This is a genomic window from Rhodospirillales bacterium (assembly GCA_016699855.1).
Classification (GTDB): Bacteria; Pseudomonadota; Alphaproteobacteria; order Reyranellales; family Reyranellaceae.
In genome coordinates this window covers 1,153,500-1,177,246 of sequence record CP064988.1, presented here as the reverse complement: position 1 = coordinate 1,177,246, position 23,747 = coordinate 1,153,500, and the positions used below count along the sequence as shown (strand labels likewise).

Here is a 23,747-nt window from a genome sequence, read left to right as displayed (position 1 = left end):
GTGGCGACTCCGCTGAGCCGGGCGAAGCCGGCGATCCGGGTGGTCATATTCGCTCTCCCTCCAAGAGTGGCCGGTCCGGAACGGACCGCGCGCTCACTCTATGCCTCCTACGCGGGGACGGCCAAGACCATCCCCGCGCGGGCGCCCGTCGGAAGGCGAGGCCGCGCCTCAGTCGGCGCCGCCCTTGACCGGCGAGGCGACGCGGTTGGCGGCGCTGGTCACCGCCTTGAGCGAGGCGGCGACGATGTTGGAGTCCATGCCGACGCCCCAGAGCACCCGTCCGTCGGCCGTCTCCGCTTCGATGTAGCTGACCGCCGTCGCGTCGGATCCCGCGCCGGCGGCGTGCTGGTGGTAGTCGCGGACCTTCAGGCGGATGCCGCAGTTCCTGCCCAGCGCGTCGACATAGGCCGCGATCGGGCCGTTGCCGGCGCCGGTGATCGTCTTCTCGAAGCCGTTGAACTTCACCTTGGCGTCGAGCAGACGCTGCTCCGGGTTGGCCGGGTTCGGCACCGTGGTGTGCTCGAAGAACTCGACCGGCGACACGCGCCCGAGATACTCGCGCTGGAAGGTCTCCCAGATCAGCGCCGGCTGGATCTCCTTGCCGGTCTCGTCGGCGATCCGCTGGATCACCTTCGAGAACTCGACCTGCAGCAGCCGCGGCATGTCGATGCCGTAGTCGCTCTTGAGGATGTAGGCGATGCCGCCCTTTCCGGACTGGCTGTTGATGCGGATGATCGCCTCGTAGCTGCGGCCCAGGTCGGCCGGATCGATCGGGAGATAGGGCACCTCCCACAGCTTGCTGTTCGACGCCTCCAGCGCCTTGAAGCCCTTGTTGATCGCGTCCTGGTGCGAGCCGGAGAAGGCGGTGAACACCAGATCGCCGCCGTAGGGGTGGCGCGGGTGCACCGGCAGCTGGTTGCAGTACTCGACCGTCTGGCGGATCTCGTTGATGTCGGAGAAGTCGATCTCCGGATCGACGCCCTGGGTGTACATGTTCAGGCCCAGCGTCACGAGATCGACGTTGCCGGTGCGCTCGCCGTTGCCGAACAGGCAGCCCTCGATGCGGTCGGCGCCGGCCATGAAGCCGAGCTCGGCCGCCGCCACGCCGGTGCCGCGGTCGTTGTGCGGATGCAGGCTCAGGATGATCGAGTCGCGGTACTTGAAGTTCTTGTGGCACCACTCGATCTGGTCGGCGTAGACGTTGGCCGACGCCATCTCGACCGTCGCCGGCAGGTTGACGATCATCTTCTTCGCCGGCGTCGGCTTGTAGACGTCGCCGACGGCGGCGCAGATGTCGCGCGCGAACTCCAGCTCGGTGCCGGTGAAGCTCTCCGGCGAGTACTCGTAGACCCACTCCGTGGCCGGATCGGCGTCGGCCAGCTTCTTCACCAGCTTGGCGCCGGACACGGCGATGTCGATGATGCCGGCGTGGTCGAGTCCGAACACGACGCGGCGCTGCAGGGTCGAGGTCGAGTTGTAGAGGTGGACGATGGCGCGCTTGGCGCCGCGGCAGGCCTCGAAGGTGCGCTCGATCAGCTCGGGCCGGCTCTGCGTCAGCACCTGGATGGTGACGTCGTCGGGGATCATCCGCTTGCCGATCAGCTCGCGCACGAACTCGAAATCGGTCTCCGACGCCGCCGGGAAGCCGACCTCGATCTCCTTGTAGCCCATCTGGCAGAGCAGCTTGAACATCCGCGTCTTGCGGTCGGAATCCATCGGCTCGATCAGCGCCTGGTTGCCGTCGCGCAGGTCGACGGCGCACCAGATCGGCGGCCTGGTGATCACCTTGTTGGGCCATTCGCGGTGGGCGATCGCCACCGGCTTGAACGGCGCGTACTTGTCCTTCGCGCCGGGCATCATCGGTTTCTGGGTCATCTCTACTCTCCTCGGCGCGCCGCCTCGGGCGCCTGTCCGGGCGCGGGGCGGGCCATGATGGGAACGGCGAAAACGATGGCTGGCGCCGCGATGGCGGCCGGCCGCGCTCCCGGGCGAGCGGCGACGCTCAGGCCCCGGAGCCGGTGATAAGTCGCGCGCCGCCGGCGGCGGCCGCGGACGGCGTGGACGCGCGCGGGCGGCGGCGCGGAAAATCTTGGGAAGTCATGACGTGGACCCGGGGAACGTTGGCGGTGCTTCGACAGGGGGCGCGCAGACGCGCGCCGCCGACCTTCAGAGGCCGGCGCCGATAAGTCGAAGCAGGGGCAGTCGCCACGTCATCGCGGCAATTTGCCCGAACCGGCCGCGAAGTCAAGCCGCCGCCGGGCGCGTCACTGCGCGAGGAAGGCCATCGTGAAGATCTTCAGCCAGTTGAAGATGGCGCCGTCCAGGACCGTGAAATCGATCATGCCGGCCAGGAACAGGAACCAGATCACGCGGAACAGGAAGCCTCCACCCGACGACGCCTTCGCCTGGCCGCGTCCATCGACGGCGACCGGCGAGGCGCCCCACGGGCCGCCCCCTCCGGCGGCCGCCGCCCGCGCCGCGCGGGCGCGCAGAATGCGGATGTTGACGGCGATGAGGACCAGCGTCGTGATCACGATGAAGCCGACGAACACCCAGATGAAGACGTTCTCGGGCGGGCCGCCCTTGGCGCCGCCGCCGGTCGACGGCGTCGTCCGCGCGGCCGGTGCGGGCGTCGTGTTCGGCGGCGACGGCGTGTCCACGGCGCTGCGCCGCTTGCCGATGCTCTCGCCTTCGGCCGTGGTCGAGGACGGCGACGTCGGCCGGGGCTCGGTCCGCCGCGTCGCCTGCGGCTCGGCCGGCGCGGTGCGCGCGGGTGGCGTGGCGGTCGGCGGCTTGGCGGGCCGCGTCGGCGCCGGCCGCGCCGGCGCGTCGACGACCAGCGTCTGGTAGGCGTAGTAGCCACCGCCGCCCAGCGCGCCGAGGACCGCCAGCACGGCGAGGAATTTGAGGGCGCCGCCGCCGCTGCCGTCGCCGCCGCGGACGACAGGATCTTGAGGCGCGTTGTACGGCGTGGTCATGGTCGCGGTGGCGCTCCTTCTCCGACGTAGCGTGCCCCCGCGCGGCGGGTTTGTCGATGCGCTCGGCGCGCGCGCGAAAACGGCGCCGCGCATCCCCGCGGCGCCGTCGGTGTCGCGATGGCGTGGATCAGCGCAGAGGGATCGTGGCGCCGATGCTCAGCGATCCGCGGGCGGGGCCGTAGTAGCCGGGCGGCGGGCCGTAATACGCGGGCGGCGGGGCGTAGTAGACCGGCGGCGGCGCGTAGTAGACGGGCGCGGGTGCGTAATAGACCGGCGCGGGGTGGTAGACGACCGGTGGCGGCGCGTAGTGGTGGTGGTGCTTGTGCGGCGGCGCGTTGTAGTGGCCGCCGCCATGGTAGTGGCCCCGGCCGCGTCCCGGGTCCGCGAAAGCGGGCGCCGCGAACGCCACCGCGGCGGCCAGCGTCAGACCGAGGGTCGCGCCGCGCGCGATCATCGCTGGAACGGTGGTGTCGGACATGGACGGCCTCCTCGGGATGGGTCTGTCTCGGCGTGTCCACCCTCTGTCCGGAAGGTGGCCAAAAAAAGACGGCGCGCGCGAACGCGGGGGATCGTTCCAGGCGCTCGTTGCCCCGGATTCTCGAGAGGGACGGCGGATCCGCGGGCGCATCTTTGCGGTTCCCCGTGGCGCCGTCAGCGGCGTATCCTCGCGTCCGACAGGGACGCCGCGACAACGAAACCGCCCCGGGGCGGACGCTCGGTTCGCCGATCTCCCCCCGAACGACGGCCGCGCGGCGCGCGTAGGCGTGGAACGTTCACCGGAGGGAGTACGTCATGAAAACCATCCTCGCACTGGCGTGGAGCGCCGACGACACCACGACGTTCGACGTCGCCGGTTCGCTGGCCAAGCGCCACGGTTCGCACGTCATCGGGCTGGCGCCGCCGTCCTTCCGGGCCGTCAGCGTCGCCTGGGCGGAGGCGGGGATGGGCGCGCCGTTCGACATGCTCGACGACGACGAGGAGGAGAAGCGCCGCATAGAGGGCCTGCGCCAGGCGTTCGACGCCCGCATGGCCGCCGCCGGCATCGGCAAGGTCGCCGCCGGCGCGCTCGAGGGCGGCGCCTGCTGGGCCGATTCCGACCACGCCGCGCCGGCCACGATCGGCGCCAACGGCCGCGCCGCCGACATCATGATCGTGCCGCAGCCCGGCGGGCCGCCGAAGATGCCGGAGAGCATCTTCGAGGGCGCGCTGTTCGAGTCCGGCCGGCCGGTGCTGATGGTGCCGCAGGGCGCGCCGGCCGAGGTCGGCCGCCGCGTCGTGGTGGCGTGGAACGGCTCGACCGAGACGGCGCGCGCCATCGCCATGGCCTCGTCGCTGCTGAAGAGCGCCGAGGCGGTGTCGGTGATCAGCGTCGAGGGCGCGATGGTGCCGGGCCCGTCGGCCGAGGAGCTGGCGCTGTCGCTGCGCCGCCACGGGCTGACCGTCACCGTGCGCCACTATCCGGTGGTGGCGCGCAGCACCGGCCACACGCTGGTCGAGGCCTCGCAGGAGGTCGGCGCCGACCTGATCATCAAGGGCGCCTACACCCAGAGCCGCCTGCGCCAGCTCATCTTCGGCGGCCTGACGCGCCACCTCATCACGGCCTCGCCGATCCCCGTGCTGTTCGCGCACTGAGGCGGCGGCGCGAAACGGATCGAGCAGCGGCACGCCGAGATCGGCGACGTCGCGCAGGTTGCGCGTCGCGAGCGTCAGGCCGTGGACCAGGGCCGTCGCGGCGATCAGCCCGTCGACTGTCGGCACCGTGCGGTGCGCGGTCATGCGCCCCCACGCGTCGGCGACGGCGCCGTCGATCGGCAGCACGCGCGCGTCGAACGCGGCACGCACGGCGTCCAGCCAGCGCAGCAGCGCGGCCGCGCGTTCCGGCGCGGTCGGCCTCAGGCGGTCGGCGCCGCGCCGGATCTCGCCCAGGGTCAGCGCCGAGAGATGGAGGTCGTCGTCGGCGAGGCCGGCGTACCACGCCGCGACGCGCCGGTCGCAGCGGGCGCCCTTGCGGATCTCCGAGATGACGTTGGTGTCGATCAGGAAACCCATGGACCGGTCTCGCGCGGCGGGTCGCGGTCGCGCGTCAGATCGACGTCGTCGAGCGGCGCGGACGCGAGCAGCGCCTTGAGGCTCGGCGCCGCCGGCGCGCCGAAGTTGCGCGAGGACGGAGCGCGCGGCGTCGCGGCGCGCCGGGTCGGCGAGGGCGGTCGCGACGTCCCGCACCAGCGCGACGTCGCGGCGGTCGACGTTCAACTCGACGCGCGCCATGCCGCGCGACTTGAGCCGGCGGCGATGCGCCCGCACCGCGGTGGCGGTTGATCTGGAGCTGGTGCGCTTGGTCATCGCTATATCCGGAAAAAGTTACCGGAAATATGGATGAACGACGCGCTGTCGGCAATGCCCCGACCGCGGCGCCCGCCGCCGGCCGGACGCGAAAACGGCGGGCCGAGGCCCGCCGTTTCCATCTTCGCGCGGTGGCGGCCGGCGTCAGATCGTCGGCGAGAACGGCGCCGAGGGGGCCGGCGGGGTCGGCGTCGGACCGCCGGCGGACGGCGCGTGCGGGCCCTCGGGCGAGGCCGGCGGCGCGGCGCGGCGGTCGGCCATGAACTGGTCGAACTCGGCCTTGTCCTTGGCGTAGCGCAGCCGCTCCAGGAACTCGCGGAACTCCCGCTGCTCCTCCTCGAGGCGGCGCAGCGTGTCCTCGCGGTAGGTGTCGAAGGCGTGGTTGCCGCTCGATTCCGGCCCGCGCCGGCCGTCCCAGCCGCGCTTCACCCAATCGCCGAAGCCGCCATGGCGGCCATCGGGGCGGCCCTCATGCCGGGCGTCGCGGCTCTCGTCGGGCCGGTACCAGTGGCCGGCGCGTTGATGTTTCCAGCACGACATGCGTCCACTCCATTTCAGGTAGATGAGAATCCCCAGCCCGACGGGCCAGAACAGGACGAAGGCGACGACCATCAGGGCGATCCACGCCGGCTTGCCGAGGTCGTCGAGTTTCCCCACCAGGCCCATCACGGCCTCCATGTAAATGTTAACAACATTAACATTGGCGATTCCCCCTGTGGATGTCAAGAGGGGGCGCCGAATCCCAATCCTTGGAGATAGACCAGCACCGCCGATTCCAGCAGCTCGTCGGCCGTCATCGGCATCGCCCGCCGCCCGGAATCGCCGCGTCCGAACAGCGACGCCACGCCGTGCGACATCGACCAGACATGCAGCGCCATCATCAGCGACGGCGGCCGTCTGGCCGGCGGCAGCGACGCGCACAGCGTCTCCGACGCCAGCCGCAGCACCGCGAACGCCCGGTCGCCGGCGGCGCGCAGCTCCGGCGTCGCGTCCGGCGGCAGGCCGGCCTCGAACATCGCGGTGTAGTAGGCGTGCTCGCGCCGCGCGAAATCGAGATAGGCGTGGCCGAGGTTGGAGAAGGCCCGCATCGGGCTCGGCCGGCCAGCGTCCCACGCCTTCGCCAGCGCCGCCTCGAAGCGCTCGAACCCGCGCAGGGCCACGTCGGCCAGCAGCGCCTCGCGGTCGCGGTAGTGCCGGTAGGGCGCCGCCGCGCTGACGCCGACCCAGCGCGCGGCGTCGGCGAAGGTGAAGCCCGCCGGCCCCTTCTCGGAGATCAACGCGCGCGCCGCCTCGATCAGCGCCTCGCGCAGATTGCCGTGGTGGTAGCTCCGGTCGGAGGCCTCGCGGTCCTTCCTGCTCATGTTAAGGCTCTTAACATGGCGGAGGGGTCCGGCGCACGCGCCGTCGCGGGTCCCGGGGCCGCCGCTAGCCGGCCATCAGCCTCCGGCAGAGCTCGACGAACGCGTCGGCCTCGTCGAGGGCCACCGCCGCGTGCGAAAGATCGAAGGACGCCACGTCGTCGTAGTCGGCCATGACGCGACGGTCGAGCGCGACGCCCAGCCTCCGGGCGATCCGCCGCTCCTCCGCAGGTAGATCGCGCGTCAACTGGCCGAATGCGATCCCGAGTCCGCGATGCGTCTTCGGTCGCGCGCCGGCGCGCTCGGCGACGAAGGCGCGGGCGACCCGGAACATGGCGTAGTAGGCGTCGTGGATCGTCGTCTCCGGGCGGTTGGCCGCGAGATTGGCGCGCGCCATCGCCAATGACTCGACGGCCCGCACGAACGCCAGCGTCGTCGCCGGTGTCACGCCGCGATCCCGTCGGCCGCGACGCTGACGGAGATCGCCGATCCGTCGTCCGCCCGTCGTTGCGGGAGCACGATCAGGTGTATGGGCAGGCCGGTCTCGGTCGAGAGCTCGAAACTGATGTCGCCGAGTTCGCTCCACTCCGACGGCGTCGGATCGCCTGGAGTGAACACCGCGATGTCCCAGTCCGAGTCCGCCCGCGCGTCGCCGCGGGCGCGCGAGCCGTACAGAACGACGCGCGCGATCCGCCCCGGCAGCGCCGCTTCGGCGCGCCGTTTGAACTCGCGGACGAGGGTGAGATCGCGGGCCGGCATGATCGGACTATACCATGACGACCTGGCACGCGCGCAGCCGTGCCGACCGGCCGCCGTGGATTTGCCGGGCGCGCCGGGACGGTCCATGAGTGGTGGCCGACACCATTGGATGCTGGACCGATGCGACCTGCTCAAGTGCCGTCCGGCCGACCGTTGCTCGTCGGCGTCGCCATCGCGCTGGTCGCGGTCGCCCTCGCCCTCGCCGCGTTCTGCTGGTGGGGTCTGTTCACCGCCGCCGGCCGGCGCGCCTACGACGAGATGGCCGGGATGATCCCGTACTTCGCCGGCATCGGCGCCGTCTTCGCGCTGTTGATCGCCGCCGTGCTGCTCGCGATCCGCTGGTGGCTGCTGCGTCCGCGCGCCTGACGTCGCCGCCGCCTCAGCGCTTCGGCGCCGCGCCGCCCGGCAACCCCAGCTCCGCCCACATCGCGTCGACGCGCGCCACCACGTCCGGATCCATCGCGATCTTGGTGCCCCATTCGCGCTTGGTCTCGGGCGGCCATTTGTTGGTCGCGTCCAGGCCGATCTTGCTGCCCAGGCCCGACTCCGGGCTGGCGAAGTCGAGATAGTCGATCGGCGTGTTCTCGATCAGCGTGATGTCGCGCGCCGGGTCCATGCGCGTCGACATCGCCCACATCACGTCCTTCCAGTCGCGCGCGTCGATGTCGTCGTCCACGACGATCACCCATTTCGTGTACATGAACTGGCGCAGGTAGCTCCACACGCCCATCATCACGCGCTTGGCGTGGCCGGCGTAGGCCTTCTTCATCGACACCACGGCGATGCGGTAGGAGCAGCCCTCCGGCGGCAGCCAGAAATCGACGATCTCCGGGAATTGCTGGCGCAGCAGCGGGATGAACACCTCGTTCAGCGCCTCGCCCAGCACGGAGGGCTCGTCCGGCGGACGTCCGGTGAAGGTCGAGAGATAGATCGGCTTTTTGCGCATGGTGATCGCGCTGATCGTGAACACCGGAAAGCGCTCGACGCTGTTGTAGTAGCCGGTGTGGTCGCCGTAGGGCCCCTCGTCGCCGTGCTCGTCGAGGCTGACATGGCCCTCCAGCACGATCTCCGCCTCGGCCGGCACCTTCAGCGGCACCGTCTTGCAGTCGACGAGGTCGACCTTGCGGCCACGTAGCAGCCCCGCGAACTGGTACTCCGACAAGGTGTCCGGCACCGGCGTGACGGCGGCGAGGATGGTGCCGGGATCGGCGCCGATCACCACGGCCGCCGGCAGCGGCGCGCGCTTGCCCGACTGCTTCCAGCGCTGATGGTGCTGCGCGCCGCCCCGGTGCTTGAGCCAGCGCATCAGCGTCTGGTTCTTGTTCAGCACCTGCATGCGGTAGATGCCGAGGTTGAAGCTGTCCTGCTTGTCGCCCTTCGGGTTCGGGCCCTGCGTCACCACAAGCGGCCAGGTGATCAGCGGCGCCGGCTCGCCCGGCCAGCAGGTCTGGATCGGCAGCGCGCCGAGATCGATGTCGTCGCCGGTCAGCACGACCTCCTGGCACGGCGCCGAACCGCCGAGGATGCCGCCGCCGTGCGCGGCTTCATCGCCATGACCGTGCGCAGCAGCGGCAGCATGTCCAGCGCCTCGCGCCAGCCGCCGGGCGGCTCGGGCTGGCGCAGGAACGCCAGGGTCTCGCCGACCTCGCGCAGCTGGTGCGGCTCGCGGTCCATGCCCCAGGCGACGCGCTCGACCGTGCCGAACAGGTTGACCAGCACCGGCATGTCGTAGCGCGTGCCGTCGTCGCGCACGACGTTCTCGAACAGCACCGCCGGGCCCTTGGTCGCCAGCAGCCGCGTCTGGATCTCCGTCATCTCCAGCTTCGGCGACACCGGCCGCGTCACCCGCACCAGCCGCCCGTCGCGTTCCAGACGGTCGATGAAATCGCGCAGCGAGGCGTAGGGCATGGTGGACCTGGGCGTGGGCCGTGGACGGGTCAGGCGGCGTCCGCCGTTCTAGCCGAGGCGGCGCCGGATGGCACGCTGCGGCGCGTTTCGCCCTCTCCCCCGCTGCGCGGCGGAGAGGGAATGGGTCGCCATCGCAGAAGTACGAATGCGAATCTCCGCGGTCTCCCGCCATCCGATTCCCCGGCGGGGCGATCCGTTGTACACTGTGGACGGGTATCGAGCGGGAGATGTGCGCGTGCCGGTGCTGTTGGGGTTCCTGTGGGCGCTGAACATGGGGTGCCTCCTGCATTGCGTCCGCAAGGGCGGAAACAGCAACTGGCTCTACATCCTCGTGCTGGCGCCGGGCATCGGCTCGGCGCTGTACTTCGTGATGGTGCTGCTGCCGGAGATGCGCGGCACGCCGGGCGCCCGGCGCATCGAGGCCGGCGTGCTGACGGCGCTCGATCCCGACAAGGCGCTGCGCCTGAAGCGCGAAGCCTACGCCGACGCCGACACGCCGCAGAACGCCAAGGACCTCGCCGAGGAGCTTGTCGAGCGCGGCAATTTCGCCGAGGCGCGCGCGCTCTACGCCGCCGTCATGACCGGCCTCTATGAATTCGACGCGCCGCTGCTGATCGGCCGGGCGCGGGCCGAGTTCGGGATGGGCGATTTCGCCGCCGCAAGAGCCTCGCTCGAGCTGGTCCAGACGCACCATCCCGGCTTCGAGTCGCGCTCCGGCCATCTGCTCTACGCCCGCGTGCTGGAGGCGCTGGGCGACACCGCCAAGGCGGCCGAGGAGTACGAGGCGCTGGTGCCGGTCTACCCCGGTCCCGAGGCCAAGGCGCGCTTCGCCCAGCTGCTGACGGCGGCCGGCGATTCCGCCCGCGCGCGGCTTCTCTACGCCGACATCGTCAAGGGCCCTGGCCGGCGGCGCGAGATCAGCTTCGAGGACAAGGCCTGGGTCGAGCTGGCGCGCCGCGCGCTGGATTGATCCGTGATCCCGCCGGCGCTGCGACCACGCGCGTCATTGAACCGTAGCGGTGTCCGCGGTATCGAGTCCCTCCGGCGTCGTTGGTCGGTTGCTGGGAGAGACGGACGATGAAGCGCTACTGGGTGATCGGCGGCGAATACAGCGACACCAGCTTCACGCGCTTCGCCCCCGGCAAGGCCGAGGAACGCCACGGCCCCTTCGCCAACTACGAGGACGCGCTCAAGGCGTGGTCGGGCCGCGCCTGGTCGACCGTCGACGACGCCCATAGCCGGTTCTCGATCCTCACCGAGGACGCCACGACCTCGACCGCGCCGCGCTACTGGGTGGTCGGCGGTGAATACGCCGATTCGACCTTCACGCGGCTGGCGCCGGGCAAGACGCTGGAGCGGCACGGGCCGTTCGCGACCGAGGCCGAGGCGCAGAAGGCGTGGGCCGGCCGCGCCTGGGCCACGGTCGACGACGCGCTGTGCCGCTTCCGCATCGAGATCGACAGCTCGGCCGGCGGCTAGAGGCCGCCGGGATGCCCCCGCGATCCACGTCCCGGTCCGCCGGCGCCCCGCGTGCCGCCAAAGCGGGCGCTTCGCGGCCGGCGCGCGCCGCCGCCGTCGGCCTGCCGCCGCGCGAGCGTTTCCCCGACGAGTTCGAGGACATCCTGACGCCCAGGGGCCGCCATCTGCTGGGCGGCAGCGATCCGCTGTGCGGCGCGCTGGCCGATCCGCGCACGCGCTTCGTCGTCGCCCACGATCTGGTCGACGAGCGCAAGGCGACGCGGCTGCGCGGCCTGCTCGACCGTCATCTGCTGGCGGCGCTGGAGATGATCGACCGGCCGATCCCGCCGGAATCGATCTGGGAGATGACCGAGGACTATGCCGAGACGCTGCCCAAGGCGGCGCGCGTCGGCACGGTGTATTTCGACTCCGCGCGCGAACGCGGCGCCCGGGTGGCGCGCGAGACCGGTCTGACGACGATGCTGCGCTCGGCGAGCTTCACCGCCTTCGCCACGGCGCTGGCCGGCCGCGCGCTGGCGCCGGGCCACGGGATCCAGGCGCTGTGCTACCGCGCCGGCGACTACAGCGGTCCGCACAACGACCACCATCCGGAGAACCCGCGCGCGCGCGGCGGCTATCTCGACGTCCACCTGTCGCTGGCGTCGCCGATGGTGGCGCATCAATGGCTGGTCTACGCCCGCGCCGGCCACTTCACCGAGATCGCGCAGGTCGCGGGCGGCGATTGCGGCGCGGGCACGATCACCGCCTACCGCCTGCCGTTCTGGCACCAGGTCACGCCGCTGGTGGCGCGCCGCGGCTGCGAGGCCGGCGCGCGCCGCTGGGTGCTGCTGGGGACGTTCCTCTACGCCGACGCGAAGCCGGGCGCCGCCGCGCCGAAGCCGCGCGCGTCGCGACGGCGCGGCTGACGCCGCCCCCGTCGTGCGCCCGGCGCTGGGTGCTGCTGGTGACGATCCTCTACGCCGACGCGAAACCGGGCGCCGCCGCGCCGCAGCCGCGCGCGTCGCGACGGCGCGGCTGACGCCGCCCCCGTCGTGCGCCCGGCGCTGGGTGCTGCTGGTGACGTTCCTGTACGCCGACGCGAAACCGGGCGCCGCCGCGCCAAAGCCGCCCGCGCCGCGCCGTGCCGGCGCGGCTGACGCAAACGTCGAGCGCCGCGACCGCGCGGCCGGGCCGCGGGCCGCGCGTGGAGGCGGCGCGGCCGGCGCCGCGCTCCTACTTGAAGCCGATGTGCTGCTTGAACTCGCGGGTCGCGACCTTCCACCAGCTCAGCACGTGCTTGAAATTGTCGTCGCCGACCGTGCCGCGCGGGCTGCAGTTCATCGTCAGCCGGGCGCGGCCGCGGTCGTTGACCGAGGCCTGGGCGAAACGCTTCTGCTCGTTCCAGACGTTCATGCTCTCGGCGGTCGGCGCCGGGCTCAGCCGGCTGAACGTGGTCGAGAACTGGTAGCTCTTGCAGCGCGCGCCGTCGCCCTTGGTGCAGTCGTAGAACAGGATCTCGTAGTTGGTGCCGTCCATCGAGCTGTCGATCTTCGGATCGCCGTCGGAGTCGACGCCGATCTTCGCCTGGTAGCCTTCCGCGCGCAGGATCGTGGCGAGATCCTCGGCCGACACGTCCATGGCGGCGCGGCGGGAGCCGCCGGGCGGCGGCAGCTGGGCTGAGGCGACGCCGGCGCACAGGAATCCGGCGAGGAGCGTGGCGGCGAAGGCGCGGTAGGTCATTGTTGGATCGCTCGGCTCGGGCGCGGCGGGACCGCGCGGTGGGAGGAACGGCGAATTTACCATCGCCCGCGCCCCCCGTCTCCCCCTCGCGCGCGCCGTCGTGGTGGACGCGCCTCCCCCTCGCGCGCTTCGGGCGTCGTGGACGTCCCGGTTCCCCACTGTCATCCCGAGCGCAGCGAGGGATCCAGGCGCCACTACTGGATCCCTCGCTGCGCTCGGGATGACACAGGGCCGCTCGCCTCCAGGCCGCGCCCTAACGCGGCCAGCCCAGCGGCACGACGCTGACGGAGTTGCGCGGGCTGCCGTCGATCAGGCGGTCGGTGTAGGCGAGGTAGACCAGCACGTCGCGCTTGGAGTCGTAGAAGCGCACGACCTGCGTCTTCTTCCACACGATCGAGGCGCCGCGCTCGAACACCTCGCGCCCGTTGCGCAGGCGTTTGGCCTTCTCGCGGTCGATCGGCCCGACCTGGCGGCAGGCGATCGAGGCCTCGCCGGGATCCTCGGCCAGGCCCAGCGCGCCGGACACGCCGCCCGACGTGGCGCGCGACAGGTAGCAGGCGACGCCCGGCACCTCGGGATCGTCGAACGCCTCGACCCGGATCTTGTCGTTGGGGCCGAACCATTTGAACTGGTAGCTGGCGGTGCCGATCTCCTCGGCGGCGGCCGGCGCGGCGAGGCCGGCGGCGCCCAGCAGGGCGGCGGCGAGGACGGGGACGATGGCGTGGCGCATGGCGATCTCCGGGGGAGTCCGCGCCGCCGGCCGGGTCAGCCTTTGGGCGCGCGCGTGGCGAGGAACACGCCGGGCAACACCAGCCCCGCGCCCGCGATATGGTACCAGCGCGGCGCTTCGTCCAGCAGCGCCCACGCCATCGCCACGGTGTAGAGCGGCCCCAGGTACATGCCGACGGCGGCGCGCCCGGCGCCCAGCTCGCGCAGGCAGAAGGCGAAACAGGCGTAGGCGCCGATCCCCGGCACGATCGCCAGCGTCACCCACGTCAGCAGGGTGGCGCCGTCGATTCTCGGCGGGCCGACCAGCGCCGCCTCGGCCACGGTGAACGGCAGCAGCACGACGCAGCCCGCGGCCGAGATCAGCGCCAGCCGCGCCGTCGGGTCGAACGCCGTCGGCCAGCGCTTCAGCAGCACGGAGTAGGCGGCCCAGCACGACGCCGCCACCGCGACCCACAGATCGCCGGTCGAGAACCGCACCGCGCCCAGCCGCCACGGCTCGCCCTTGACGATGATCAGCAGCAGCCCCGCCAGGCACAGCGCGACGCCCGCCGCGCGGACCCACGACAGCCGCTCGCCCAGGAACAGCCGCGCGATCACCACGATGCCGACCGGCGAGGCGGCGTAGATCAGCGCGATGTTGGTCGCCGTGGTCTCGCGCCCGCCGATGTAGACGAAGGCGCCGCACACCCACATGCCCAGCGCGCCGAGCACCAGCAGATAGGGCGCCTCGCGCCACGCCGCGGCGCGCTGCCGCCACAGGGTCGCGCCGACGAACGGCAGCAGGAACAGGGAGGCCAGCGCCCAGCGGCCCAGCGCCAGCGCGTGCGGCGGCACGAAATCGACCCAGCGCGCCGCGAGCTGGTTGACGGCGAAGAACGCCGGCATGGCGAGGAGCATCGCCCAGGCGAGGGGGACGCGGATCGAGGGCGGCATGGCGCCGCGTGCCTACAGGCTTTCCGCCGCCGTGTCAGCCTCGCGACGGATGCGTCACACCGGCCGCAGGCCCTGCGGCGGCACGACGCCCTTGGCTTCCTTGATCGCCCGGCGGTAGCCGGCTTCGGTGCGGAAGGGGCCGTATTTCGGGTACTCGTGCGCGCCGCCCGGCCGCGCCTTGCCGGTCGAGGGATCGACCAGCAGCAGCCCGCCGTCGCGGCCGATCACCGGGATCTTGCGCTTCCAGCGGCTGAACACGCGGCGCATCGAGGCGGAGAAATCGACGTAGGTCTCCCACTCCTCCTCGTCCTTGGCGAAGATCGCCTCGAAGGCGCGCAGGAACTCGTCGACGAACGGGCGCTCGACCAGCGCCATGTTGGACATCATCCAGCAGCGGTCCTCGAACACCCAGTAGACGCTGAGCCCGAGAACCTTCTTCTCGCGCGTGACGTAGGGATAGAACGGGAAGGCGCGGCAGGCGATGGTGCGGTTGTTCCGCTCGCAGAACGCCGCGCCCTTGCACTCGATGGCGCAGGCGGCGTCGGTCAGCTCCTCGACGATCTTCTTCGTCGCGGCGTCGTAGGGCTTGAACCGCTTCCACAGGTCGGTGCGGCCCTTCAGCAGCTTGAACTCGGCCTTGTGCACGACCGGCACCGCGTCCTGCGTCGAGCAGCACACCGGCGAGCCGCCGTTGAGGGGGGAGCATTTCTTGCCGCAGTCGAACTTCGACACCGAGGCGTTGAAGTCCTTGTAGATCGCGGCGAAATCGTCGGGGGAGATCTTGGTCATGCGATGTGGAATCTAGGCGGCGAGGGCTGGAATGGCGAGCGTCATGTTGGCGCGGTTATCCCGCGTGGCGCGGGCGCCGCTCACGGCAGCACGCGCCACACCACCGTCTCGCGCAGGCCGCGGTTCTCGAGCTGCAGCGAGGTGGGGATCTGGTAGCGCGCCATCTCGACCAGCCGGTCGGCGGTGAAGTAGTTGCGGCCGGGATCGCCCAGCAGCACCAGCCGGCCGGCGGCGGCGTGGCCGCGCAGCCACACCATCGCCCGCGCCGTCATCTCGCGCTCGTAGCAGACGTCGCCCGCGATCACGATTTCGGCCTCGGGCGTCGCTGGCGCGCCGGCCAGCCAGTCGTCGGCGCTGGTCTCGATCCCGAGTCCGTTCGCCTCGGCGTTCAGCCGCATCGACGCCACGGCCATCGGATCGATGTCGTTGCCGGTGGCGCGCGCCGCGCCCGCCTTCATCGCCGCCAGCGAGGCGACGCCGCAGCCCGCCGCGAAATCGATCACCGTCCGGCCGGCGACGGTGTCGGGGTTGTCGAGCAGGTAGCGCGCCATCGCCTGGCCGCCGGGCCAGCAGAACGCCCAGTACGGCGGATCGACGTTGCGCTCCTCCAGCCACGCCTCGGTCGCCTGCCAGATCGGCAGGTACTCCGCCGCCAGCCACAGCCGAAGCTCCGGCACCATCGCCGGCGCCTCCAGCGCGGTGTGCTCGCGGATGAACGATTCGGGGTCGGCGGGCGATCTCGGCATGGCGCCTGATACAGGCCGCGACGCGGCTTGGGAACGGCCGAAGGTCAGACCAAGCGGCCGCCGAGGATGCCGGCGAGCAGAATCCATCCGATCCAGCGGTTGGATTTGAACTTGCGCAGGCAGTCCGCCGGATCGTGCGGCTTCACCGTCGCGATTTGCCACGCGAGATGCGCCGCGACGATGAGCAGCGCCACGTGGAAGAGGGGGCCGAGCCCGGTCAGCCATCCCGCGGCGAGGAAGCCGATCGCCGTCAGCGCGGCGAACAGGCTCAGCCACGCCTTGGGGTGGAACTGGAACCGCCGCGCCGTCGAGCGCACGCCGACGATGGCGTCGTCGCGCTGGTCCTGCATGGCGTAGATCGTGTCGTACACCAGCGTCCACGCGACGCCACCGAGGTAGAGCGCGACGGCGGCGGGCGAGACCAGGCCGTTGGCGACCGCGTCGCCCATCAGCGCGCCCCAGTTGAAGGCGAAGCCCAGCACCAGCTGCGGCCACGACGTCACGCGCTTCATCAGCGGATAGACCGCGACCACCAGCAGCGACGCCAGCCCGACGGCGATCGCGAAGCCGTTGAACGTCGCCAGCACCAGCGCGCCGACCGCGGACTGAGCCGCCGCCCAGACCAGCGCCCGCCGCGGCGTCGCCTCGCCGGTCGGCAGCGGACGGCCGCGGGTGCGTTCGACCGCCGCGTCGATGTCGCGGTCGAGGTAGTCGTTCCACGTGCAGCCGGCGCCGCGCATCGCGACGGCGCCCAGCGCGAACAGCGCGAAGCCCGCCAGCATGCCGCCGCACGCCGCAAGCGCGCCGGCGGCGCAGGCCCGCGGGTCGGGCATGAACAGCGCCCAGCTCCACCAGCACGGAAACAGCAGCAGCCACACGCCGATCGGCCGGTCCCAGCGGGCCAGCCGCCCGTAAGGCCGCGCCCACGCCGGCAGCCGCCGCAGCGTCCAGTGCAGCGGATCGATGTCGGTGTGGCCGGCGGCGGGCGTGGCGGTCATCGCGCCCGCATCATGGTCGGCGCGCGCCGCCCACTCAACCGTCGCGACGCCGCGGGCCTCGCCCCCACTGTCATCCCGAGCGCAGCGAGCAACCGTGGTCGAAGTCAAGCGGCGAGGCGGGGCGTCCACGGGATGTCGTCGCGGATCATGGCGTTGAGGGTGACGACGATCTTTCGGGCGCAGGCCATGCAGACGAGCTGGAAGGGCTTGCCGTCGGCGCGGAGCCGCTCGGCGAAGGCCTTGATGTCGGGGTTGAAGCGCATGGCGTTGAGGGCGGCCATGTGGAGGACCTCGACGAGACCGTCGCGGCCGCCGCGGACGGTGGCGCGGGCGCGGCCGGCGCCGCTCCTGCGGTCGGCGGGGCGGTGCCGGCGAGATGGGCGGCCTGCCGGCGGGTCAGGGAGCCGAGCTCGGGCAGCACGGCGAGCACGCTGGCGGCGAGCACCGGGCCGACGCCGCACATCGAGCGCATGAGGGAGGCCTTGCGGCGGCATTCGCCGTCGGCCTCGATCGCGGCGGCGATGTCGGCGTCGAGGGCCTTGAGGCGGCCCTCCAGGCCGGCGCGGTGCGCGAGGACGAGTTCGCGCAACGCCGGCTCGCGCAGGTGCTCGAGCTGGTTGCGTGCGTCGTCGACGGCCTTGCGCAGCATCGCGCGCACGCGCAGGAACTCGGCCAGGCGGCGCGCCCCGGGCGGCCGGCGGACGACGCCGGCCTCGGGAAGTGCCGGGTGAAGAGGGCGATCACCCGGGCGTCGATCGGATCGGTCTTGGCCAGCACGCCGGCGGCCTCGGCGAAGCGCCGCACGCGGCGCGGGTTGAGCAGGTGGATCCGCCAGTCGCCGTCGGCGAGGCCGTCCAGCACCTCCTGCTCGTACCCGCCGCTGGCCTCCAAGGCGATGTCCGTGACGCCCGCCTCCCGGCAGCGCCCGCGCAGCGCCGCCAGGCCGCGCCCGTCGCGCGGCACCACGAAGGCGCCGCCATCCGGCATGACGACGTCGAGCTTCGCCTTTGCTGACGTCGATGCCGGCCACTGCTATCGTCGTGTCCATCTTCGTGACCCCATCTTGCATGCGGTTTGCGACCAGCCAACCGTTCGGGCTTTGCGGAAGAAGGCGACGCGCGCACCATGCTCGCTGTCGGGGTCCCTGGGGGCCGCCGGATATCCGTCGGGCTACGCGCCGCCGACGCGCGCCGGGGGTGGCCACCCCCGGCGCGCGTCACCGCCACTCTGGCATCGCCAGCGAGGCGGAAACACCATGCAAGGGATCCAGGCGCGGTCCATGGATCCCTCACTACGCTCGGAATGACGACGGGGAGGGGATGACGACCGGGGTCGGAAGCGCCACCCCCGTCGCCTCCGGCGCGCCGTGGTGCTACAGCGTCGGGCATGACCCCGCGCCTCCATATCGACGCGCCGCTGGCGGAGGGCGCCGTCGTCGAGCTCGACGGCGACCGCGCGCACTACCTGCGCGACGTGCTGCGGCTGGGCGCCGGCGCGGCGGCGCATCCGTTCAACGCCCGCGACGGCGAATTCGCCGCCACTATCGACACGGTCGGCCGCCGCGGCGCCTCGCTGCGCGTCGGCGCGCGCCGCCGCGGACCGGCGGCCGAGCCCGATCTGTGGCTGTGCTTCGCGCCCATCAAGAAGACGCGCACCGATTTCATCGTCGAGAAGGCGACCGAGCTGGGCGTCTCGGCGCTCCAGCCCGTGCTGACGAGACGCACCATCGCGGAGCGCGTCAACACGGCGCGTCTGCGCGCCACCGCGACCGAGGCCGCCGAGCAGACCGAGCGCCTGTCGGTGCCCGAGATGCGCGAGCCGGTGAAGCTGGAGCGTCTGCTCGACGCCTGGCCGGCCGGGCGTCGCCTGCTGGTGTGCGACGAGACCGGCGGCGGCCCGCCGATCCACGACGCGCTGGCGGCGCTCGACGAGTCGGCGCGCGCCGCGCCATGGGCGGCGCTTATCGGCCCCGAGGGCGGCTTCGCGCGCGAGGAGCTCGACCGGATCGCGGACGTGCCCGGCGTGCTCGCCGTCGGCCTCGGGCCGCGCATCCTGCGCGCCGACACCGCCGCGCTGGCGGCGCTGGCGGTGTGGCAGTCCACCGTCGGCGACTGGCGCCGTTCGACACCGCGGCTGTGGCCCGACTACGCCGCGTCGCGCGGCAATCCGGGCTCGTAGCGCCTCGGCTCGGATGAGATACCTTGCGCCATCGCGCGAGGAAACCTAATGACCGCCGCGGCGAGGAAGGTTGAGCGCGGCGTCGCGGCTTGCTAGCAACGGCGCGACACCGGGCCGGACGGCCCGACCACGACGAACGCACCGGCTGGCGCGCGGGACCGCGACGGCTGGATTTGGGGGGAATCATCATGTCGGCACCGCCGAGCGGCGGCGGCGCTCCGATCACGGATCGGCGTCAGCTCGTCGACTACCTCGCCGCCGGCAGCAAGCCGCGCGACGAGTGGAAGGCCGGGACCGAGCACGAGAAGTTCGGCTTCTCGCGCGCGACCCTGCTTCCGATCCCGTACGCCGGCCCGACCGGGGTGCGCGCGATGCTCGACGGCATCGCCGCGCGCGGCTGGGAGCGCGTCGAGGAGAAGGGCAACGTCATCGCCCTGCTGCGCGGCAAGGCCAACATCACCTTGGAGCCGGGCGGGCAGCTCGAGCTCAGCGGCGCGACGCTCGCGACGGCGCATGAATGCGCCGTCGAGACCGACGCGCATCTCGACGACGTGCGCGCCGTCGCCGGCCCGCTCGGCATCGGCTTCACCGGCATGGGCTTCACGCCGACCTGGCGGCGCGAGGATTTCGACTGGATGCCGAAGGGCCGCTACAAGATCATGCGCGGCTACATGCCGAAGAAGGGCTCGATGGGCCTCGACATGATGCTGCGCACCTGCACCGTGCAGACCAACGTCGATTTCGGCGGCGAAGCCGACATGGTCAAGAAATTCCGGGTGTCGCTGGCGTTGCAGCCCGTGGCCACCGCGCTCTACGCCAACTCGCCCTTCGTCGAGGGCAAGGACACCGGCTTCGCCAGCCGCCGCAGCCATATCTGGACCGACACCGATCCCGACCGCTGCGGCATCCTGCCCTTCGTGTTCGAGGACGGCTTCAGCTTCGAGCGCTACGTCGACTACCTGCTCGACGTGCCGATGTATTTCGTCTACCGCGGCGGCGAGTACCTCGACCTCAGCGGCCGGTCGTTCCGCAAGTTCATGGCCGGCGACTACCACAACGACGTCGGCGACATCGCGCGCATCACCGACTGGGCCGACCACGTCACCACGGCGTTCCCCGAGGTGCGGCTCAAGCGCTATCTCGAGATGCGCGGCTGCGATTCCGGCCCGCGCGACATGATCGTGGCGCTGCCGGCGCTGTGGATGGGCCTGCTCTACGACCAGACCGCGCTCGACGCCGCGTGGGACCTGGTCAAGGACTGGACCATCGAGGAGCACGCCGCCCTGCGCGCCGACAATCCGCGCCACGGCCTGCGCACGATGTTCCGCGGCCGACCGCTCCAGGAGTTGGCGAAGCAGGTCGTCGCCATCGCCGACGCGGGCCTCAAGGCGCGCGCGCGCCTCGACGCCGACGGCCGCGACGAGACCATCCATCTCGACCCGCTACGCCGCATCGCCGACAGCGGCGTCACGCTGGCCGACGAGAAGCGCACCCGCGTCGCCCGCGACTTCGGAGGCGACCCCTCCCGCTTGTACGAGGCGTACGCCTACTGATCGGCGCGTTTTCTCCCTCTGTGCGAACTGGCGGATGGGTAACAGAAGCGTCCGGGCGGATGGCTAACACATCACCCGGCTGGAGGGCCGGGCCGCGCCTGCGCCGGGGGTTAACCCTGGCGCAGGCGGCTCACTTTTCTTGGCGTCGATCGCCGCCAGACGCATCGGACCATAGCGCACCACCCACACGCCGTCGCGCGCGGTCGGCTCGAAGCCGACCGTCTCGCCGGCCAGCGTCTCGCTCAGGAACACCATCTCCCCGCCCCAGCGAACCTCGCCGTTGCTCCTGACCGCCCGCGCCTCCCATCCGGCCGGATACTCCGGCGCGCGCAGCTCGCCGTCCCACGGACGCGGGCTCCGGGCTCCACACCTTCGACGGCGTCGCCATGTCCAGCGCCTCGTGCGGCCGCTCCTCGTTGAACATCCGCGTGAACGCCGCGAACCGGCGCTGCTGCTCGCGCCGGTCCCGCGCCACCGGCAGCACCGTGTCCTGCTGCACCGTCAGATGCAGCCGCTCGTGCCGGCCGTTCTGCTGCGGCCGGCCCGGCGCGATCCGCTCCGGCCGGACCCCGGCCCGCACCAGCCACACCGCCAGGCGCCCGATCCCGCCCATCCCGCTGGCCCGCGAACGGCGGCCCGTTGTCCGAGCGCAGCGACAGCGGCAGCCCGTGCTCGCGGAACGCCCCCGACAGCACCGTCCGCACCGTCGCGAAGTCGCAGCGCTCCACCGCCACCAGCCGCAGCACGGCGGCGGCTGCGGTGGTCGCTCAGGCTCAGCGGGATCCAGCCGCCGCGCGTCGCGCGTCCGCCACCAGCCCCTTGAAGTCCACGCACCACACGTCGTTCGGACGCTCGCCCGTCCCCAGATCGTCGCCCTGCGGACGCCAGCTCCGCTCCGTCCGCCGCTTCGCCGTCAGACCGTGCCGCGACAACGCCGCCGCCGCCGCGCTCCGCCCGGGCCACCGGACCTCCGGCTCGCGCGCCGACAGCCACGCCAGCAGCTTCTTCGGTCCCCACGTCGGACGCTCCCCGCGCAGCTCCACCAGCCGCCGCTCCACCGCCTCGCCCATCGCGTTCGGATGGTGGCGCGCCGCGTGCGAACGCTCCTTCAGACCCGCCACGCCCTCCGCGTCGTACCGCGCCAGCGTCGCGTACACCGTCCGCCGGCTCACACCGTGCCGCCGACCGAGCTCGCTCACCGTCGCGTCGCCCCTCAGCCAGTCCCTCACCAGACGTTCCCTGCTCTCCATCGCGCTCGTCTCCGACCACGGCATGCACACCTCCATCGCATGCCCCCACTGTTACCCATCCGCCCGGACTTTTCTGTGAACCATCACCCCGATCCAGACACCTCTCCGCCGCGCAGCGGGGGAGAGGGAAGGGGCCCGCGCGGAGCGCGGGAAGGGTGAGGTGGTCGTCGTATCGGGTGTGGTCGCGATGGGACGATCGCATGAGTTGGTATCGAACGCCTTTCGGTCGATGCCGTGTGTGTCGGGCTCGTCGACCCACTGTCGGCGTCCCTACCTGTCCGACCACCACCTCACCCTCCCACGCCTTCGGCGTGGGCCCCACCCTCTCCCCCGCTGCGCGGCGGAGAGGGAACAAGCCGCATGACCCGGGTGCAAAAGTCCCGCCCCTCGCGGCAGCGGCTTGGATGCGGTACGATGACCTCAGTCGCGTAACGGATCGGAAGGCGTCGGCGCATGTCGTTGGAGCAGGAGATCGGCCTCACGCCGGAGGAGCTGTCGTACGGCGTGCCGCTGCCCAAGGAGGCGCCGCCGGCCCGGCTCGGCGAGACCGCGGCGCACCGGCAAGCCGCCAAGCAGGCCACCGCTCCCGCCGCGGGCACGCCGTCCGCCGGGGCGCCGTCCGCCGGGGCGCCGCCCGCCGCGGTCGCCGCCGGGCTGGAGTACCGCGTCAAGGCCTGTCGCTACGGCCAGTTCCTCTACAACGCCCGCGACATCTATATCGGCCGCAGCCTCGATCTCTACGGCGAGTACGGCGAGGTCGAGGTCCAGTTCCTGACCAAGCTGGCCAAGCCCGGCGACATGGTGGTCGAGGCCGGCGCCAATATCGGCGCCGACACCGTGCCGCTGGCGCGCCATCTCGGGCCCCAGGGCTGGCTGCTGGCGGTCGAGCCGCAGCGCCTCGTGCACCAGACACTGTGCGCCAACGTCGCCATGAACGGTCTCGCCAACGTGGTCACGCCGTGGTGCGCGCTGGGCGCCGAGCCGGGCGTCGCGGTGGTGCCGCCGCTCGACTACGCGCGCGCCGGCAACTACGGCGGCATCGCGCTGCGCCGCGACGGTGCCGGCGAGCGCGTGCCGGTCGCCACCATCGACTCGTTCGAGCTGCCGCGCTGCGCGCTGATCAAGGCCGACGTCGAGGGCATGGAGCTGGAGGTGCTCAAGGGCGCCGCCGCGACCATCGCGCGCCACCAGCCGCGGCTCTATCTGGAGAACAACGGCGGCGCCGGCTCGCCGGCGCTGATCTCGCATCTGCTGGGGCTCGGCTACCGGCTGTTCTGGCACACGCCGCCGCTGTTCAACCCGCGCAACTTCGCCGGCAACGCCAACAACGTGTTCGGCAACACGGTGTCGTGCAACATGCTCGGCCTGCCGAAGGGCGACGGCGCGGAGATCCGCAACATGCGCGCCGTGTCCGGCCCCGACGACGTCGCGCTGCAGGCGCAACGCCAGCGCCGCGAAACGCCGGCCGGAGACCCGGCATGATCCCGCGTCCCGCGCGCGCGGCGGCGTTCGCCGCGGTCCTCGGCGCCGTCGGCGCCGCCCACGCCCAGCTCGGCGCGCTGCCGCCGTTCGACCAGTGGAAGGAGCACGTCGCCACCGAGGACGGCTTCGCGGTGCGCGTGCCCAACGTCGTGAAGGGCCGCGACTGGAAGGACGGCGGCCTGCCGGCGCGCCACTACGTCACCGGCAATCCGGAGGAGACCTACAGCGTGACGGCGGTGCGCATCCCCGCGTCGACGCGCACCGGCATCGCCGCCGAGGAGATCCTCGGCCTCTCGGTCAAGCGCATGCTCGAGGCCGCGAAGCCGGAGAAGGTCGAGCGCGACGAGGCGCAGGGCTGCCCCCAGGAGGCGATCGGCAAGTCGATCCAGGCGCGACTGGCCGACGAGATGGTCTACGCCGCGCGCGTCTGCGTCACCGCCGACAACGTCTACAAGGTAGAGGCCTTCATCACCTCGGCGCGCTGGGCCGAGGCGGAACCCAGCGTGAAGGGCTTCCTCGACTCGTTCCGCCCGCTGCGGAAATAG

Annotated in this window: 26 protein-coding genes and 2 pseudogenes; 9 read left to right on the top strand and 19 right to left on the bottom strand. The window is 72.0% G+C overall.

The window, feature by feature from the left end:
* Nucleotides 1-168 precede the first annotated feature (168 nt).
* The 3 genes from leuA to IPK81_05590 form a co-directional block, all read right to left on the bottom strand.
* On the bottom strand, nt 169-1,857 hold the full coding sequence (gene leuA, locus IPK81_05600; GenBank protein QQS14965.1) for a 2-isopropylmalate synthase: 1,689 nt from the start codon (nt 1,855-1,857) through the stop codon (nt 169-171).
* A gap of 407 nt (nt 1,858-2,264) precedes the next feature.
* Nucleotides 2,265-2,978, bottom strand: a complete 714-nt coding sequence (locus IPK81_05595; GenBank protein ID QQS13701.1) for a hypothetical protein — start codon at nt 2,976-2,978, stop codon at nt 2,265-2,267.
* Between the two features lie 127 nt (nt 2,979-3,105).
* Nucleotides 3,106-3,456: a hypothetical protein gene (locus IPK81_05590; GenBank protein ID QQS13700.1), complete on the bottom strand. Its 351-nt coding sequence runs from the start codon at nt 3,454-3,456 to the stop codon at nt 3,106-3,108.
* Between the two features lie 314 nt (nt 3,457-3,770).
* On the opposite strand from IPK81_05590, the gene IPK81_05585 reads away from it, so the two are divergent.
* On the top strand, nt 3,771-4,610 hold the full coding sequence (locus IPK81_05585) for a universal stress protein (protein QQS13699.1): 840 nt from the start codon (nt 3,771-3,773) through the stop codon (nt 4,608-4,610).
* Nucleotides 4,611-4,622: 12 nt separating this feature from the next.
* Here the strand turns inward: IPK81_05585 and IPK81_05580 are convergent.
* The 5 genes and pseudogenes from IPK81_05580 to IPK81_05560 all read right to left on the bottom strand — a co-directional run bounded on the left by IPK81_05580 (nt 4,623) and on the right by IPK81_05560 (nt 7,438).
* Nucleotides 4,623-5,027, bottom strand: a pseudogene (locus IPK81_05580) (type II toxin-antitoxin system VapC family toxin).
* A 438-nt stretch (nt 5,028-5,465) separates the two neighbouring features.
* A complete protein-coding gene (locus IPK81_05575) occupies nt 5,466-5,987 on the bottom strand; it encodes a DUF2852 domain-containing protein (GenBank protein QQS13698.1) in 522 nt (173 codons plus the stop codon).
* 56 nt (nt 5,988-6,043) lie between these two features.
* A complete protein-coding gene (locus IPK81_05570) occupies nt 6,044-6,682 on the bottom strand; it encodes a TetR/AcrR family transcriptional regulator (protein ID QQS13697.1) in 639 nt (212 codons plus the stop codon).
* A gap of 64 nt (nt 6,683-6,746) precedes the next feature.
* Nucleotides 6,747-7,127 (bottom strand): HEPN domain-containing protein, encoded by a 381-nt coding sequence (locus IPK81_05565; protein ID QQS13696.1) that lies wholly within the window; start codon nt 7,125-7,127, stop codon nt 6,747-6,749.
* Nucleotides 7,124-7,438 (bottom strand): nucleotidyltransferase domain-containing protein, encoded by a 315-nt coding sequence (locus IPK81_05560; GenBank protein QQS13695.1) that lies wholly within the window; start codon nt 7,436-7,438, stop codon nt 7,124-7,126. The genes IPK81_05565 and IPK81_05560 overlap by 4 nt, the downstream gene beginning before the upstream one ends.
* A 120-nt stretch (nt 7,439-7,558) precedes the next feature.
* On the opposite strand from IPK81_05560, the gene IPK81_05555 reads away from it, so the two are divergent.
* Nucleotides 7,559-7,804, top strand: coding sequence for a hypothetical protein (locus IPK81_05555; protein ID QQS13694.1), 246 nt, complete (start codon nt 7,559-7,561; stop codon nt 7,802-7,804).
* 13 nt (nt 7,805-7,817) lie between these two features.
* On the opposite strand, the pseudogene IPK81_05550 reads toward IPK81_05555, so the two are convergent.
* Nucleotides 7,818-9,346 (bottom strand): annotated as a pseudogene (locus tag IPK81_05550) (UbiD family decarboxylase).
* A 235-nt stretch (nt 9,347-9,581) separates the two neighbouring features.
* On the opposite strand from IPK81_05550, the gene IPK81_05545 reads away from it, so the two are divergent.
* From IPK81_05545 to IPK81_05535, 3 genes are all read left to right on the top strand, one after another.
* Complete coding sequence (locus IPK81_05545; protein QQS13693.1) at nt 9,582-10,316, top strand: hypothetical protein; 735 nt, start codon at nt 9,582-9,584, stop codon at nt 10,314-10,316.
* A gap of 107 nt (nt 10,317-10,423) precedes the next feature.
* Complete coding sequence (locus IPK81_05540; protein QQS13692.1) at nt 10,424-10,825, top strand: DUF4170 domain-containing protein; 402 nt, start codon at nt 10,424-10,426, stop codon at nt 10,823-10,825.
* Between the two features lie 101 nt (nt 10,826-10,926).
* Nucleotides 10,927-11,730, top strand: a complete 804-nt coding sequence (locus tag IPK81_05535) for a hypothetical protein (protein ID QQS14964.1) — start codon at nt 10,927-10,929, stop codon at nt 11,728-11,730.
* A gap of 307 nt (nt 11,731-12,037) precedes the next feature.
* On the opposite strand, the gene IPK81_05530 is transcribed toward IPK81_05535, so the two are convergent.
* The 8 genes from IPK81_05530 to IPK81_05495 form a co-directional block, all read right to left on the bottom strand.
* Nucleotides 12,038-12,544 (bottom strand): YbjN domain-containing protein, encoded by a 507-nt coding sequence (locus IPK81_05530; GenBank protein QQS13691.1) that lies wholly within the window; start codon nt 12,542-12,544, stop codon nt 12,038-12,040.
* A gap of 253 nt (nt 12,545-12,797) precedes the next feature.
* Nucleotides 12,798-13,274, bottom strand: a complete 477-nt coding sequence (locus tag IPK81_05525) for a CreA family protein (GenBank protein ID QQS13690.1) — start codon at nt 13,272-13,274, stop codon at nt 12,798-12,800.
* Nucleotides 13,275-13,309: 35 nt separating this feature from the next.
* On the bottom strand, nt 13,310-14,206 hold the full coding sequence (locus IPK81_05520) for a DMT family transporter (protein QQS13689.1): 897 nt from the start codon (nt 14,204-14,206) through the stop codon (nt 13,310-13,312).
* Between the two features lie 54 nt (nt 14,207-14,260).
* A complete protein-coding gene (locus IPK81_05515; protein ID QQS13688.1) occupies nt 14,261-14,995 on the bottom strand; it encodes a hypothetical protein in 735 nt (244 codons plus the stop codon).
* Nucleotides 14,996-15,075: 80 nt separating this feature from the next.
* Nucleotides 15,076-15,741, bottom strand: a complete 666-nt coding sequence (locus IPK81_05510) for a methyltransferase (protein QQS13687.1) — start codon at nt 15,739-15,741, stop codon at nt 15,076-15,078.
* A gap of 44 nt (nt 15,742-15,785) precedes the next feature.
* A complete protein-coding gene (locus IPK81_05505) occupies nt 15,786-16,739 on the bottom strand; it encodes a 4-hydroxybenzoate octaprenyltransferase (GenBank protein ID QQS13686.1) in 954 nt (317 codons plus the stop codon).
* Between the two features lie 104 nt (nt 16,740-16,843).
* On the bottom strand, nt 16,844-17,020 hold the full coding sequence (locus IPK81_05500; GenBank protein ID QQS13685.1) for a hypothetical protein: 177 nt from the start codon (nt 17,018-17,020) through the stop codon (nt 16,844-16,846).
* A gap of 115 nt (nt 17,021-17,135) precedes the next feature.
* A complete protein-coding gene (locus IPK81_05495) occupies nt 17,136-17,726 on the bottom strand; it encodes a transposase (GenBank protein QQS13684.1) in 591 nt (196 codons plus the stop codon).
* Between the two features lie 399 nt (nt 17,727-18,125).
* Between IPK81_05495 and IPK81_05490 the strand changes: the two genes are divergently transcribed.
* Both IPK81_05490 and IPK81_05485 read left to right on the top strand, forming a co-directional pair.
* Nucleotides 18,126-18,917: a 16S rRNA (uracil(1498)-N(3))-methyltransferase gene (locus tag IPK81_05490; GenBank protein ID QQS13683.1), complete on the top strand. Its 792-nt coding sequence runs from the start codon at nt 18,126-18,128 to the stop codon at nt 18,915-18,917.
* A gap of 188 nt (nt 18,918-19,105) precedes the next feature.
* Nucleotides 19,106-20,470, top strand: a complete 1,365-nt coding sequence (locus IPK81_05485) for a glutamate--cysteine ligase (GenBank protein ID QQS13682.1) — start codon at nt 19,106-19,108, stop codon at nt 20,468-20,470.
* 130 nt (nt 20,471-20,600) lie between these two features.
* On the opposite strand, the gene IPK81_05480 is transcribed toward IPK81_05485, so the two are convergent.
* A complete protein-coding gene (locus tag IPK81_05480) occupies nt 20,601-21,083 on the bottom strand; it encodes a transposase (protein ID QQS13681.1) in 483 nt (160 codons plus the stop codon).
* A gap of 160 nt (nt 21,084-21,243) precedes the next feature.
* On the bottom strand, nt 21,244-21,720 hold the full coding sequence (locus IPK81_05475; protein ID QQS13680.1) for a helix-turn-helix domain containing protein: 477 nt from the start codon (nt 21,718-21,720) through the stop codon (nt 21,244-21,246).
* A 453-nt stretch (nt 21,721-22,173) separates the two neighbouring features.
* On the opposite strand from IPK81_05475, the gene IPK81_05470 reads away from it, so the two are divergent.
* Both IPK81_05470 and IPK81_05465 read left to right on the top strand, forming a co-directional pair.
* Nucleotides 22,174-23,202: an FkbM family methyltransferase gene (locus tag IPK81_05470; GenBank protein QQS13679.1), complete on the top strand. Its 1,029-nt coding sequence runs from the start codon at nt 22,174-22,176 to the stop codon at nt 23,200-23,202.
* Nucleotides 23,199-23,747: a hypothetical protein gene (locus IPK81_05465; GenBank protein QQS13678.1), complete on the top strand. Its 549-nt coding sequence runs from the start codon at nt 23,199-23,201 to the stop codon at nt 23,745-23,747. The genes IPK81_05470 and IPK81_05465 overlap by 4 nt, the downstream gene beginning before the upstream one ends.

What these genes read in the sequence shown, in the direction of transcription:
- leuA (QQS14965.1), bottom strand. Translation starts at nt 1,857, where the DNA reads ATGCCCGGCGCGAAGGACAAGTACGCGCCGTTCAAGCCGGTGGCGATC.
- IPK81_05595 (QQS13701.1), bottom strand. Translation starts at nt 2,978, where the DNA reads ATGACCACGCCGTACAACGCGCCTCAAGATCCTGTCGTCCGCGGCGGC.
- IPK81_05590 (QQS13700.1), bottom strand. Translation starts at nt 3,456, where the DNA reads ATGTCCGACACCACCGTTCCAGCGATGATCGCGCGCGGCGCGACCCTC.
- IPK81_05585 (QQS13699.1), top strand. Translation starts at nt 3,771, where the DNA reads ATGAAAACCATCCTCGCACTGGCGTGGAGCGCCGACGACACCACGACG.
- IPK81_05575 (QQS13698.1), bottom strand. Translation starts at nt 5,987, where the DNA reads ATGGGCCTGGTGGGGAAACTCGACGACCTCGGCAAGCCGGCGTGGATC.
- IPK81_05570 (QQS13697.1), bottom strand. Translation starts at nt 6,682, where the DNA reads ATGAGCAGGAAGGACCGCGAGGCCTCCGACCGGAGCTACCACCACGGC.
- IPK81_05560 (QQS13695.1), bottom strand. Translation starts at nt 7,438, where the DNA reads ATGCCGGCCCGCGATCTCACCCTCGTCCGCGAGTTCAAACGGCGCGCC.
- IPK81_05555 (QQS13694.1), top strand. Translation starts at nt 7,559, where the DNA reads ATGCGACCTGCTCAAGTGCCGTCCGGCCGACCGTTGCTCGTCGGCGTC.
- IPK81_05540 (QQS13692.1), top strand. Translation starts at nt 10,424, where the DNA reads ATGAAGCGCTACTGGGTGATCGGCGGCGAATACAGCGACACCAGCTTC.
- IPK81_05530 (QQS13691.1), bottom strand. Translation starts at nt 12,544, where the DNA reads ATGACCTACCGCGCCTTCGCCGCCACGCTCCTCGCCGGATTCCTGTGC.
- IPK81_05525 (QQS13690.1), bottom strand. Translation starts at nt 13,274, where the DNA reads ATGCGCCACGCCATCGTCCCCGTCCTCGCCGCCGCCCTGCTGGGCGCC.
- IPK81_05520 (QQS13689.1), bottom strand. Translation starts at nt 14,206, where the DNA reads ATGCCGCCCTCGATCCGCGTCCCCCTCGCCTGGGCGATGCTCCTCGCC.
- IPK81_05515 (QQS13688.1), bottom strand. Translation starts at nt 14,995, where the DNA reads ATGACCAAGATCTCCCCCGACGATTTCGCCGCGATCTACAAGGACTTC.
- IPK81_05510 (QQS13687.1), bottom strand. Translation starts at nt 15,741, where the DNA reads ATGCCGAGATCGCCCGCCGACCCCGAATCGTTCATCCGCGAGCACACC.
- IPK81_05505 (QQS13686.1), bottom strand. Translation starts at nt 16,739, where the DNA reads ATGACCGCCACGCCCGCCGCCGGCCACACCGACATCGATCCGCTGCAC.
- IPK81_05500 (QQS13685.1), bottom strand. Translation starts at nt 17,020, where the DNA reads ATGGCCGCCCTCAACGCCATGCGCTTCAACCCCGACATCAAGGCCTTC.
- IPK81_05495 (QQS13684.1), bottom strand. Translation starts at nt 17,726, where the DNA reads ATGCCGGATGGCGGCGCCTTCGTGGTGCCGCGCGACGGGCGCGGCCTG.
- IPK81_05490 (QQS13683.1), top strand. Translation starts at nt 18,126, where the DNA reads ATGACCCCGCGCCTCCATATCGACGCGCCGCTGGCGGAGGGCGCCGTC.
- IPK81_05485 (QQS13682.1), top strand. Translation starts at nt 19,106, where the DNA reads ATGTCGGCACCGCCGAGCGGCGGCGGCGCTCCGATCACGGATCGGCGT.
- IPK81_05480 (QQS13681.1), bottom strand. Translation starts at nt 21,083, where the DNA reads ATGGGCGGGATCGGGCGCCTGGCGGTGTGGCTGGTGCGGGCCGGGGTC.
- IPK81_05475 (QQS13680.1), bottom strand. Translation starts at nt 21,720, where the DNA reads ATGGAGAGCAGGGAACGTCTGGTGAGGGACTGGCTGAGGGGCGACGCG.
- IPK81_05470 (QQS13679.1), top strand. Translation starts at nt 22,174, where the DNA reads ATGTCGTTGGAGCAGGAGATCGGCCTCACGCCGGAGGAGCTGTCGTAC.
- IPK81_05465 (QQS13678.1), top strand. Translation starts at nt 23,199, where the DNA reads ATGATCCCGCGTCCCGCGCGCGCGGCGGCGTTCGCCGCGGTCCTCGGC.